This is a genomic window from Amycolatopsis sp. NPDC045836, assembly GCF_056431745.1.
Window position 1 is genome coordinate 54,140 of the sequence record NZ_JBWKKF010000011.1, and the last position, 11,723, is coordinate 65,862.

Sequence of the window (11,723 nt, forward strand, 5' to 3'; positions counted from 1 at the left end):
TCATCCTCCTGGTTTCCGGTTCGGCGACGAGTCTGTCCATTCGCCACCGCTGCGCACATCGGCCCGGCGACTCGATCCGCATTGGACCGGGGTCGAGTGCCGTGGTGCGACCCGGGTCGAAGGCGAACCAGCCCCGGGACCGCTGCCCCGGCGGCGGGGTTTCGCGACAATGACCGGGTGAGCACGGACTTCGCACCACGGCCGGGGCGGTGGTGGCGGCACGCCTGGCGGCTGGCGGTGGCCGCGCTGCTGGGCGTCCCGTTCTGGCTCTCCACCGCCTCGCTGGTGCCGCCCGGTTGCGCGGTGGACACCTGTGGCTGGCTGGTCACCGGCGATCCGCTGGTCGCGCTCGCCTGCCTGACGTTGCTGCTGTGGCGGCGGCGGTTCCCGCTGGCCGTGGCCTTGGCGGTCACGGTCGCCTCGACCGCATCGACGCTGGCCACCGGCACGGCGCTGCTGGTCCTGTGCTCGCTGTCCACCCGCCGCCGTCCGGCCGAGATCGGCGTGGTGGTGCTGGCCTTGGTGACCGCCTCGCAGTTCACCGCCGGTCTCTACCCGATCGACGCCCCGCCGGTCTCGCTGTGGCTGCAACTCGCGTTCCCGGCGCTCAGCGCGGGTACCGCGGTGGCGATCGGCGCGGCCATCGGCGCCCGGCGCGTCGAAGTGCGGTCGCTGCGGGACCGGGCCGAAAGCGCGGAACGGGAGCAGAGCGCCCGAGCCGCGCAGGCCAGGGCCCAGGAACGCAACCGGATCGCCCGCGAGATGCACGACGTGCTCGCGCACCGGATCTCCCTGGTCGCCATGCAGGCCGGGGTGCTCGACCACCGCGACGACCTCACCGCCGAGGAGAACCGCATGCTGGTCCGCGGCATCGCGGAGGGTTCGCACCAGGCGCTGGAGGAACTGCGGGATGTGCTCGGTGTGCTCCGGGCCGGCCCGGACCGCCCGGAGCCACCGCAGCCCTCGCTCGACCGCGTGCCCGAACTGATCGCCGATTCCCGCGACGCCGGGCTGGACGTCACGTTCACCAACACCGTGACGGGCAGGCCGTCCGAGGTCGCCGGGCGGACCTGCTACCGCATCGTCCAAGAAGGACTGACCAACGCCGCCAAGCACGCCCCGGGCGCGCAGGTCCGCGTCAGCCTGGAAGGAACGGCGGGGGAGGAGCTCCGCGTCGGCGTCCGGAACACGGCCGCCACCACGGCCACCGCGCAGCCACCGTCCTCCGGGTTCGGGCTGCTCGGCCTGGGTGAACGCGTCGCCCTCGCCGGCGGCACGCTGGACCACCAGCCGGCGCCCGGCGGCGGTTACCTGCTCACCGCGCGGCTACCCTGGCCGGAGGGAGGCTGAGTGGACAGCGAACCGACGCGGATCCTCGTCGTCGACGACGACCAGCTGGTGCGGATGGCCCTGCGGCTGGTCCTCGACGGCGAGCCGGACCTGACCGTGGTCGCGGAGGCGGCCGACGGGGAGGCCGCGCTCACCGCGGTGGCGGAGCAGCGGCCGGACGTGGTGCTGATGGACGTGCGCATGCCCGGCCGCGACGGGATCGACACCACCCGGGAACTGCTCACCCGCCCGGCGCCGCCGAAGGTGCTCATGCTGACCACCTTCGACTCCGACGACCTGGTGCTCGGCGCCCTGCACGCCGGAGCGCTCGGCTTCGTGTTCAAGGACACCCCGCCGGGGCGGATCGTCGACGCGGTGCGCACGGTCGCCGAAGGCAACCCCGTGCTGTCCCCGGCGGCCACGGCACGGGTGATCGCCGCCGCCACCGGACCGCGGTCGGCGCACCGCCCGTCCAGGGAAGCCGCCCGGGCGAAACTGTCCACTTTGACCGAACGGGAACTGGACACCGCCCGCGCCATCGCCGACGGGCTGGGCAATCCGGAGATCGCCGAGCGCCTGCACATCAGCGTCGCCACGGTGAAGGCCCACACCGGGAACCTGTTCACCAAACTGGCGGTGGAGAACCGGGTGCAGATCGCCCTGGTGGTCCGGGACGCGGAAGGCTAGGTCAGCTCGGTGAACCGCTGGAGGTAGCGCGGCCAGCCGCCCTCGGACGCCACGCCGTCGCGCCCGCGTTCCCAGCCCGCACCGTGGCGGTCCAGGTGCCGGTGCTCGAGTTCGACCCGGGTCCGGTCCGGCCCCGCGGCGGTGAAGCGCACCTCGACCTCACTGCACCGGCCGGGGTCGCTCTCGAGCTGCCACCGGGGGTCGATGTCCCAGCTGATCACGAACCGGTGCGGCGGCTCGAACGCGAGCACCCGCGCCCAGCGGCACACCGACCCGTCTTCCCCGCGGTCGTAGACCGAGCCACCGACGCGGGTCTCGAAGACCGTCTCGGCGATCGGCACCGGCAGCAGGTTGTGCTCGCGGGGCTTGATCTGGTCGAACTTCTCGGTGAACACCGCGAAGGCGCGCTCAACCGGGACGGCGACCTCGATCTCCCGCCGCACGGACGTTCCGGTGGGTGTGCTGGTCATGGTTGCTCCGTTTCCTCTTCCGCCAGGCGCTTGAAGTTCTGCAGGGCCGAACCCCAGAACTGGTCCAACTCCTCGCGCAGCCGCGCAAGACCGCGCAGGTCGACCTCGTAGATGCGGCGCGTGCCCACCGGGCGGACCACGACCAGGCGCGCCTCCTTCAGCACCCGCAGGTGCTGCGACACGGCCGGGCGGCTGATCGGCAGCTCCTCGGCGATCTCGGTCACCGAACAGGGCCCCTCCGCCAACCTCCGCAAGATCCGACGCCGACTCGGATCCCCGAGCGCGGTCCACGCGTCATCTACGTAAGTAACCACGAACGTAAGCTACGACTTACGGAGGGGGGCGTCAAGGCGCGGCGGCAACAGGGGGTGTCCTTTGCCGGCGGAGCGGCCCGGTGCCGAGCCGTTCGGTCGCCGCTGGGCGAGCCGGGTTCAGCTGAAGCGATGGAGGCCGAGCGGTCGCCGGTCAGTGCGCAGGCGTTGCCGCAGGGCGCGGTAGGTCTCGGCTCGTTCCCGGTCCTTGGCGCGTGGTGGGTCCGGCAGCCGGTTCGGCACCTCGCCCGGATCGCAGGCCCACACCGGCACCCCGCACAGTTCGAGCCGGGCTGCGCCGGAGCGCAGGTGTGCGTACGTGCCGGTGATCTCCGGCGGGATGTCGAGCAGGCCGAGCCGGGTGAGGAACATGTGGTCCAGTTGCCGCGGGGTCGGTGGCCCGGGGCGCCACAACCGGCACTGCTCGACGCTGAGGCTGCTCTCCCACTCGGGCACGTGCGCCGGTACCGCCTCGATCTCGGTGAGCAGGTCGGCGAGGCGGCGCAGGTTCGACGGCTCCGGCGACGGCACCACGTCGAGATCGTTGGGCCGCACGTCCGCGCCGTGGGCGGCGAGCACCGCGGACCCGCTTGAGCACCCAGTCGATCTCGCGATCGCGGAGCAGGGTCAGCAGGGCCGCGGGCTGCAACGCCGGGCGGGCCAGTGGATCGAGCACGTTCCCCAGGCTGACCGCGGTACCGCCTCAGCCGATGGCGAAGCTGGGGTGCGGTGGCTGGTTGTAAGCGGTGTTCTGCCACGCCACGGCCACGCGGTACTGCCGGTCCTGCATCAGCGACGGGCGGCTGATGCCGGTGCTGTCGGTGGTGGAGTAGATCCGCAGCGCCCGGTTGTCCGAGGTCCGCCAGACCACCTCTTCCCGCCAGTCGCCGAGGATGTCGGCGGACAGCGCCGGGGTGGCCTTGGTGCCGTTGGCGGTGGCCACGCCGGAACCGGTCAGCAGGCGGGTGTCGCCACCGGTGCCGTACTTGTCGATGTGGGTGCCGTCGAGCAGTTCGCGCTGGGCGTCACCGTCCCACCAGATGAGGAAGTTCGCCGACGAAGGCCGCCTGCCGACGCTGCCACCGGAGGAGTTGAGCAGGTTGTTCGGCGCCCCGCCGCCGGTCGCCCAGTATTCGGCGCCCGGGTTGCCCGCGTGGATGTCACCCGCGACACCGCGTCCCGGTCCTTCACCGCCGCTGTTGTTCGCGACCCGGAACAGGACCTGGCCGGTGCGCGCGTCGTGCAGGTCGGCGCCGGTGGTGCCGCTTTCGTGAATGGTCCACACCTCCTGGCCGGTGCGGCTGGGCACGAAGTCACCGACGTGCAGCGCGTCGCCGTGGCCGTAGCCGGTGCGGTACATCAGCGCGCCGTTGTCGTCGATGGTGGCGGAGCCGTAGATGATCTCCTGGCGGCCGTCGGCGTCCACGTCGGCGACCGAGAGCTGGTGGTTGCCCTGCCCGTACGCGCCGCTGTTGCCGTTGCCCGAGTCGTAGGTCCACCGCCGGGTCAGCGCCCCGTTGCGGAAGTCCCAGGCGACGACCACGGCACGCGTGTAGTACCCGCGGGCCATGATGATGCTCGGCGACGAGCCGTCCACGTAGGCGGTGCCCGCCAGGAAACGGTCCACGCGGTTGCCGTAGTTGTCGCCCCAGTCGGCGACGTTGCCGCGCGGCGGGACGTAGTTCTCGGTGTCCAGCACGGCCCCGTCGGTGCCGCGGAAGACGGTGAGGAACTCCGGCCCGGACAGGACGTAACCGGCGGAGTTGCGGTGGTCGGCACCGGCGTTGCCGATCACCTGGCCGGTGCCCGAGCGCGTGCCGTCGGCGGTCTTCACCGCCACTTCGGACCGGCCGTCGCCGTCGTAGTCGAACACCTGGAACTGCGTGTAGTGGGCGCCGGAGCGGATGTTGCGGCCGAGGTCGATGCGCCACAGCCGGGTGCCGTCGAGTTCGTAGGCGTCGAGATGGGTGTTGCCGGTGTAGCCGGACTGCGAGTTGTCCTTGGCGTTGCTGGGCTCCCACTTCAGCACGATTTCGTACTGGCCGTCGCCGTCGAGGTCGCCGACGCTGGCGTCGTTGGCGCTGTGGGTGTAGCCCTCCCCGGAGGGGGTGGTGCCGCCGGGCGGGATCTGCAGCGGCACGTCCATCGACGTGGCGAACGGGATGGCGGCCTGGCCCGCGGCCGGTTCCACGCCACCGGTGACCGGGCGGATGGTGTAGCGCGCACCCGCGCCGGCGCCGGTGTCCCGGTAGTTCGTCACGCCGCGGATCGGCGCCGGGTTCACCTTCGTCCCGTCGCGGTAGAGGTTGAACGCGATGTCCGGCGGGTCGGACAACAGCGAGCGCCAGCTGAGGAAGTTGCCGTCCTGGGCGCGGACGCTGATCAGTCCCCGGTCGAGCTGCTCGGGCGCCGGGGCGGCGGCTGCCGGGGGAGTGACGGCGGGCAGCGCACCGAGCAGGCCGGTGGTGACGCCGAGAACGGCCAGGCGGAAGGGCAGGGGCATGGCTGGACTCCGATCTGGGGGCGTGGTGCCGAGTGGCGGATCGGCCTCCTGGGAGCGCTCCCGCGAAATCTAACCCGAAAATTTCGGCCGGACAAGGCGCTCCGGGCGATCGGGGTTGGCCGGATCCGGACAGCGGGTGGTCATTTTCCGCCAAGAACTGGTCTAGACCTGCGGGAGCCGGAGAAACTCGGCTTCCGCCCCCGCCCCGAGGAGTGTCGATGCGCCGAAACCTGTTGTCCCTGACCGCGACGGCCTGCCTGGTGCTCACCGCCGTCACCACCGGAACCGCCACCGCCGCACCCCCGGTCTCGCCCGGCCTCGTCCCGGCCATGCAACGCGACCTCGGCCTCAGCGCCGAGCAGGCCCGCACGCGGCTGGCCGGCGAAGCCGTGGCCAGCAGGGCGCTGCCGGTGGCGCAGGAGGCGGCCGGAGCCGCGTTCGGCGGTGCCTGGTTCGACCCGGCCAGGGGCAAGCTGGTCGTCGGCCTGACCGACCCGGCCGCCGCCCCCGCCGTCGAAGCGGCCGGCGCGGTGACCACGCCGGTCGCCATCAGCGCCGCCCGGCTGGACGCGGTCAAGGCCGCCATCGACGCCAGTGCCGCGGCGAGCCCGGCCCCGGCCGAGGTCAGCGGCTGGCGGGCCGACCACCGCACCGGCAGCGTGGTCATCACCGTCCGGAGTGGAGCGGGAAGTCCCGCGCTGGCGGCCTTCCTCGACCGGGCGCGCGCGGCCGGGCCGGTCACCGTGGAGACCGGCCCGAAGCCGGTGCCGTTCGCGGCCGGCACGGTCGGCGGGGACCCGTTCTACATCAACGGGAACACGCGCTGCTCGATCGGCTTCTCGGTGCACGGCGGCTTCGTCACCGCCGGGCACTGCGGTGGCGCCGGCAGTTCGGTGGTGGGCTGGGACGGCTCGGCGATGGGCTCGTTCCACGGTTCTTCGTTCCCCGGCAACGACTACGGCTACGTCGGCATCGGCAACGGCTGGTGGACCGCGCCGGTGGTGCTCGGCTGGGGCACGGTGAGCGACGCGCTGGTCCGGGGCTCGTGGGTGGCGCCGGTGGGCACCTCGGTGTGCCGGTCCGGCTCGACCACGCACTGGCACTGCGGCACCGTGCTCGGGCACAACGAGACGGTGAACTACGCCCAGGGCGCGGTGCACCAGATGACCAGGACGAACGTCTGCGCCGAGCCCGGTGATTCCGGCGGCTCGTTCATCACCGGCGACCAGGCCCAGGGCGTCACCTCGGGCGGCTGGGGCAACTGCGGCTCCGGTGGCGAGACCTGGTTCCAGCCGGTGAACGAGATCCTCCAGGCGTACGGGTTGTCCCTGGTCACCGCCTGAGCCGGGGCTGGCGGTTTCGCCGATGCTCCGGCGCCGGCGGAACTGCCAGCATTCCAGCGATCGCTCGCCGACCGCTGGGAGCAACGATGAAGCTGCTAGCCGTGCTGGCGCTGACCGCCGGGATCGCCGAACCGACCGGCCGGGAACCCGTCGTTTTCGTGCACGGCCTGTCCGGCGCACCCGCCAACTTCGACACGATGTCACTGCGGTTCCGGCTGAACGGCTATCCCAAGAGCCACCCGGTGGCCTTCGGCTACGACTCGACGGGCTCGCTCACCACGGCGGCGAGCCAGTTCGCCGCGGAGGTGGACGAGGTCCGGGCCGCGACGGGCGCGGCGAAGGTGGACGTGGTCACCCACTCGCTCGGCGGGCTGCCGTCGCGCTGGTACGTCAAGTTCCTCAGCGGTGCCGCGGCCGTGGACGACCGGATCTCCCTCGGCGGCCCGAACCTCGGCGGTGGTCCGGGTACCCGCCCCGCCCCGGGTTCGACGGCCTGCGAGCAGGCGACCAGGGGCTCGGCCTTCCGCACCCAGCTGAACGGTGACGACCCGACCCCGGGCGCGGTCTCCTGCACCACGCTCTCTTCGGCCTGCGACACCGTCGTCGACGGCGGCTGCGTCAGCCACTTCGACCTGGTCTCCGACCGCGACGTCTTCGACGACGTGCTCGCCGCGGTCACCGGCTGACCGGTCACCAGGTGACCGGCAGGGCCTTCGGCCCGCGGACGACCATGCCGCGCTTCCACTCGATCTCCTCGGCGGGCACCGCGAGCCGCAGGCCCGGGAGCCGGGAGAGCAGCAGCCCCAGGCTCACCTCGGACTCCATCCGCACCAGATGAGCGCCGAGGCAGTGGTGGAAGCCGTGGCCGAAGGTCAGGTGCGGGTTCCCGGGGCGGTCCGGGCGGAAGGTCTCCGGCGCCGGGAACACCACCGGATCGCGGTTCGCCGCGACCGTGGACGGGAACACCGCCTCACCCGCGCGCACCAGCGTGTCGCCCACCCACAGGTCCTCCAGCGCCACCCGGGGTAGCCCGGACCCGCCGTTCATCGGGATGATCCGCAGCAGTTCGTCGACGGCCTGGCGCAGCGGCCACCGCCCGGCCAGCAGGTGCTGCCGGATCCGCGGGCGGGTGGCCAGGAAGTACACCGCGCTGGACAGGTGGCTCGCGGTGGTTTCGTAGCCCGCGGCCAGCAGGGTGGCGCCGAAGCTGATCAGCTCGTCCTCGGAGAGCTGGTCGCGGCCGTCCCTGGCGGTGACCAGGATGCCGAGCACGTCGTCGGCCGGGTGGTCGCGGTGCGCCCGGACCAGTTCGGTCAGGTAGTCGTCCAATCCTTCGACGACTTCGGTGAACTCGTCGGCGGACAATTCCTGGATCGCCAGCACGCCTTCGGTGAGCCGCCGGAAATGCGGCCGGTCCCGGTAGGGCACGCCGAGCAATTGGCAAATGATCGTCATCGGCAGCGGCAGGGCGAATTCGGCCACCAGGTCGACACCGCGGCCGCGTTCTTCGAGCCGGTCGACCAGGCGGGCGGCGACGGTTTCGATATCACCGCGCAGCGCGTTCATGCGCTCCCTGGTGAAGGCCCTGGCCACCAGCCGCCGAAGCCGGGAATGGGCCGGGCGGTCGACATCGAGAATGGTCGACTTCCCCGGCGCTCCCGGCATTTGCCGCGGGGAGCCCGGTGCCGTCGCGGCTTCGCGGCTGAACCGCGGATCGGACATGACCAGGCGCACGTGCTCGTGCCGGGTGGCCAGCCATGCGCTGCCACCGTACGGGAGTTCGACCCGGACCAGGGCGTTCCGGCGGAGGGCTTCGGCGTGCCCTGGAGCGAGTTCGAGTTCCTCGTACCGGGTGAACGGGAAACGGATGATGTCCTCGACGACCCCCATGACCACCTCTTCCTGCCTGCCGACGAGCGTAGGAACGCCGGGTGGACCCCGTCAACGACGGATCCGGCATTGTCCACCGCCGGTGTTATGGCCCTGGACGGCCCATTCCCGGGTGCGGGGCTGACGCTCGGTGAAGGGTGTTCCGGTAATGCCGGAATCGCCTGGTCCGAGTGAGTGCCGGGAAGTGGTGACTCGGACTACCTTTTTCTTGATCTCGGTGAATTACCGCATGACCGGCGGGATGTCCCGTTGCGCCGACCGGACGATTGTTCGCCGGAACGGCACTGCGGTACCGTCGGCGAACCGCGATTCCCCGAGCCGGCCGCACTGGTCTGGCGGAATTGTCGCGGCCATTGGGGGCGTGACCCATTGACGAGTGCCGACCTGCCGGCTGTCTGGCGCAACATGACCCGGATCCGCATCTTCGACGAGGAGGTGCTCGGCCTGGCCCGGCGTGGCCTGGTCCCCGGTGCGGTGCACCCGTCGACCGGCCACGAACTGCCCGCCGCGGGGGTGCTGTCCCTGCGGGACCCGGGGGAATGGGTGGTCAGCTACTACCGCTGCCACGGGCACGCCCTGTGCTGCGGAACGGCGCCGGAATCGTTGTTCCGGGAGATCCTCGGCCGGGCGGGTGGCTGCTGCGGGGGCAAGGGCGGCTCGATGCACCTCGCCGACCGCGCGGCCCGGCTGCTCGGCGCCAGTTCCATCGTGGCCTCGCACCTGCCGATCGCGGCGGGCGTGGCGGCCTCCGCGCGGTCGTCGGGGCGGGCGGTCGTGGTGTTCTTCGGTGACGGCGCGCTCGGTGCGGGACCGGCGCTGGAAACCCTGCACATCGCCCGCCACCTGGAACTGCCGCTGGTGCTGGTGTGCGAGGACAACGGCTGGCAGGACCAGACCCGCAGCAGCGACGTGCAGGCGCTGTTCCCCGAAGCGGTGCTCCGCGGCGCCGACATCGCGACCACGGTGGTCACCGACGACGACCTCGACGGCCTGCTCGACACCACCGCCGATGCCTTCGCCGCCTGCCGGTCGGGCACCGGCCCGCGTGCCATCGTCGTGCGCACCTACCTGCGGCACTTCCACATGCAGCTCGGCCCGGTCGCCCCCGCCGAGTACCGGCCGGCCGACGAGGTCGCCACCCGGACCGCGCACGACCCGCTGCGCACCATCGGCGCCCGGATCGCCGGGCCGGGCTTCGACCCGGTCCAGGAGGAGCGGGCGATCCGCGACGAAATCGAGAAGGCCGTGTCGGCGGCACTGCTGGCCGAACTGCCGGACCCGGCCACCGCGGCGTCGGACCTCACGGCCGCCGCCTGGGACGGGGGAAAGCGATGAGGACGCACCCGGTGCGGGACGCCATGCGCGCGGCGCTCGCCGAGCAGCCGGACATGGCGATGCTGTGCACCTACCACTCCGGGGAGCTGGTGGAGACCTTCGGCGCCGACCGGATCATCCGCATGCCGATCGCCGAGAGCGCCATGGTCGGCATGGCCACCGGGATGGCGCTGACCGGCCGCCGCGCGGTGGTGAACATCGCGCGGGCGGCGTTCCTCCACAGCGCGATGGACCCGCTGGTGAACCAGGCCACCAAATGGCGTTACTTCACCGGTGGCCAGTTCTCCGTGCCGCTGGTGGTGCGCGGGCTGACCATGGCCGACGAGCACCTCGGCGCCCAGCACGAGCACACCCTGCACAGCACGCTGGCCCAGGTGCCGGGACTGGCCGTGGTGGTGCCCGCCTCGCCCAACTCCGCGGCGGGCCTGCTGACCACCGCGCTGCGGCACCCGGATCCGGTGGTGTTCCTCGAATCCCCGGCGCTCTACGCGCCCGGCTGGCCGGACCTGCCCGAAGCCGAGCCCGGTGCGGCGGCGCTGCCGTTCGGGGTCGCCGGGCAGGCGCTGCCCGGTACCGACGTCAGCCTGATCGGCATCGGCAACTCGGTCCGCACCTGCTGGTACGCGGCGAAGGTGCTCGACGCCCGCGGTTGTTCCGCGGAGGTGATCGACCTCCGCACGGCGGCGCCACTGGACCGGCCCGGCGTGTGCGCGCGGGTCGCCAGGACCGGTGCGGCGGTGCTGGTGGACGAGGCCCCCCGGGCGGCTTCCCTGCTCGCGGAACTGGGCCTGCACCTGCTCACCGAAGGCGTGCTGCCGCCGGAACGGCTCCGGGTGCTCTCCGGCGAGCCGGTCCCCATGCCCTTCAGCCCGGTACTGCGGCGGGAACTCCTCCCGCAACCGGCCGCCGTCGCGGCGGCGGCCGAGGTGGTGGCGTCGGTGGGCGCCAGAGGAACGGGAGCCAGCAGATGAGCGGTCTTCTCCACCCCAGCGATCTCGACGCCGACGCGGTGGCCTACCGGATCTTCGGCCTCGGCCGGGACGTCGCCCCCTGGCGCGTCGAGGAGGTGCTGCGCATCGGGGACCTGACCAAGGACGAGGAACGCGCGGAACTGGCCTGGCGCACGGCCTCCCGCGGCTACTACGCGGAGCAGGCCGGCCTGGTGGCCGCCGCGACGCTGGCCGCGCAGACCGAGGACGCGCCATTGCGCTTCAGCCTCGCCACGGCGACCTCGGACGAAGCACGCCACGCCGACGCCTTCTACCAGTACGCACGCCTGGTCGGCGGCGAGCCGGAGGAAGCGCGGGAAGTGCTGGAACCGCTGCACGAGGGCCTGACCGCGTTGCCTTACCTGGGCAAGGCACTGGTGCACACCATGCTGGAGGGGTTCGCCGCGGACGAGTTCATCCTGCTCGCCGAGGTGTTCGCGGACGACTCCCTCGGCACCCTCTACCACTACGTCCGCCGGGACGAGATACGCCACATCGCGATCGGGCTGAACTACCTGGCGCGCACCTCCCGATCGGCGGCGGCGAAGGAAGCCTGGGAGGAGAACGGTGACGAATGGCTCGCCATCGGCATGGAACTCACCTTCCTCGACGGGATCAGCCGCTCGCTCGGCGAACTGACCGGCCGGGATCCGGACGCGGTCCGGCGCTGGTTCCTGCGACGCCACCACGCCCGGCTGCGCGCAGCCGGGGTGAGCCCACCGAAGGGAGGTGATTTCCGGTGAAGGTCAAGAAGACGACGATCAAGAAGACGACCACGGGCGAGTGCAAGTACCTCGTCCCGACCCAGCGTTCGACGAAGAAGTAACGCACGGCTGGCGGGCGGGGCCGGCGGCGAAACGGCCCCG

At 72.1% G+C, this 11,723-nt stretch carries 12 protein-coding genes; 7 read left to right on the forward strand and 5 right to left on the reverse strand.

The genetic code is table 11. The annotated features are described in order from the left end of the window. Nucleotides 1–177 precede the first annotated feature (177 nt). A complete protein-coding gene (locus AC07EG_RS21900) occupies nucleotides 178–1,350 on the forward strand; it encodes a sensor histidine kinase (RefSeq protein WP_478254992.1) in 1,173 nt (390 codons plus the stop codon). Then, nucleotides 1,351–2,016, forward strand: coding sequence for a response regulator transcription factor (locus AC07EG_RS21905; RefSeq protein ID WP_478254993.1), 666 nt, complete (start codon nucleotides 1,351–1,353; stop codon nucleotides 2,014–2,016). Here AC07EG_RS21905 and AC07EG_RS21910 read toward each other — a convergent pair. The 4 genes from AC07EG_RS21910 to AC07EG_RS21925 form a co-directional block, all read right to left on the reverse strand. Further along, nucleotides 2,013–2,486 carry an SRPBCC family protein gene (locus AC07EG_RS21910; RefSeq protein WP_478254994.1) on the reverse strand — a complete coding sequence of 158 codons (474 nt, stop codon included), beginning with the start codon at nucleotides 2,484–2,486 and terminating at the stop codon, nucleotides 2,013–2,015. The two genes, AC07EG_RS21905 and AC07EG_RS21910, sit on opposite strands and share 4 nt — an antisense overlap. Next, the gene (locus AC07EG_RS21915) at nucleotides 2,483–2,800 is read right to left on the reverse strand and encodes an ArsR/SmtB family transcription factor (protein WP_478254995.1); all 318 of its coding nucleotides are present in this window, start codon (nucleotides 2,798–2,800) and stop codon (nucleotides 2,483–2,485) included. Before AC07EG_RS21915 ends, AC07EG_RS21910 begins: the two co-directional genes overlap by 4 nt. A gap of 117 nt (nucleotides 2,801–2,917) precedes the next feature. Further along, on the reverse strand, nucleotides 2,918–3,376 hold the full coding sequence (locus AC07EG_RS21920) for a hypothetical protein (RefSeq protein WP_478254996.1): 459 nt from the start codon (nucleotides 3,374–3,376) through the stop codon (nucleotides 2,918–2,920). 124 nt (nucleotides 3,377–3,500) lie between these two features. After that, nucleotides 3,501–5,300 (reverse strand): rhamnogalacturonan lyase, encoded by a 1,800-nt coding sequence (locus tag AC07EG_RS21925; RefSeq protein WP_478254997.1) that lies wholly within the window; start codon nucleotides 5,298–5,300, stop codon nucleotides 3,501–3,503. Nucleotides 5,301–5,518: 218 nt separating this feature from the next. Here AC07EG_RS21925 and AC07EG_RS21930 point away from each other — a divergent pair, with 218 nt between their 5' ends. Together AC07EG_RS21930 and AC07EG_RS21935 are read left to right on the forward strand one after the other, a co-directional pair. Next, nucleotides 5,519–6,643 carry a S1 family peptidase gene (locus tag AC07EG_RS21930; RefSeq protein ID WP_478254998.1) on the forward strand — a complete coding sequence of 375 codons (1,125 nt, stop codon included), beginning with the start codon at nucleotides 5,519–5,521 and terminating at the stop codon, nucleotides 6,641–6,643. Between the two features lie 86 nt (nucleotides 6,644–6,729). Then, entirely contained in the window at nucleotides 6,730–7,329 is a 600-nt protein-coding gene (locus AC07EG_RS21935) for an esterase/lipase family protein (protein WP_478254999.1), read from the forward strand. A gap of 4 nt (nucleotides 7,330–7,333) precedes the next feature. On the opposite strand, the gene AC07EG_RS21940 is transcribed toward AC07EG_RS21935, so the two are convergent. Next, nucleotides 7,334–8,533 (reverse strand): cytochrome P450, encoded by a 1,200-nt coding sequence (locus AC07EG_RS21940; protein WP_478255000.1) that lies wholly within the window; start codon nucleotides 8,531–8,533, stop codon nucleotides 7,334–7,336. A gap of 405 nt (nucleotides 8,534–8,938) precedes the next feature. Between AC07EG_RS21940 and AC07EG_RS21945 the strand changes: the two genes are divergently transcribed. Genes AC07EG_RS21945 through AC07EG_RS21955 form a run of 3 tightly spaced genes read left to right on the forward strand, consistent with a single transcriptional unit; the run spans nucleotide 8,939 to nucleotide 11,600 of the window. After that, on the forward strand, nucleotides 8,939–9,868 hold the full coding sequence (locus tag AC07EG_RS21945) for a thiamine pyrophosphate-dependent enzyme (RefSeq protein WP_478255001.1): 930 nt from the start codon (nucleotides 8,939–8,941) through the stop codon (nucleotides 9,866–9,868). After that, nucleotides 9,865–10,839: an alpha-ketoacid dehydrogenase subunit beta gene (locus tag AC07EG_RS21950; protein ID WP_478255002.1), complete on the forward strand. Its 975-nt coding sequence runs from the start codon at nucleotides 9,865–9,867 to the stop codon at nucleotides 10,837–10,839. Before AC07EG_RS21945 ends, AC07EG_RS21950 begins: the two co-directional genes overlap by 4 nt. After that, the gene (locus AC07EG_RS21955; protein WP_478255003.1) at nucleotides 10,836–11,600 is read left to right on the forward strand and encodes a ferritin-like domain-containing protein; all 765 of its coding nucleotides are present in this window, start codon (nucleotides 10,836–10,838) and stop codon (nucleotides 11,598–11,600) included. The genes AC07EG_RS21950 and AC07EG_RS21955 overlap by 4 nt, the downstream gene beginning before the upstream one ends. The last annotated feature ends 123 nt before the right edge of the window (nucleotides 11,601–11,723 follow it).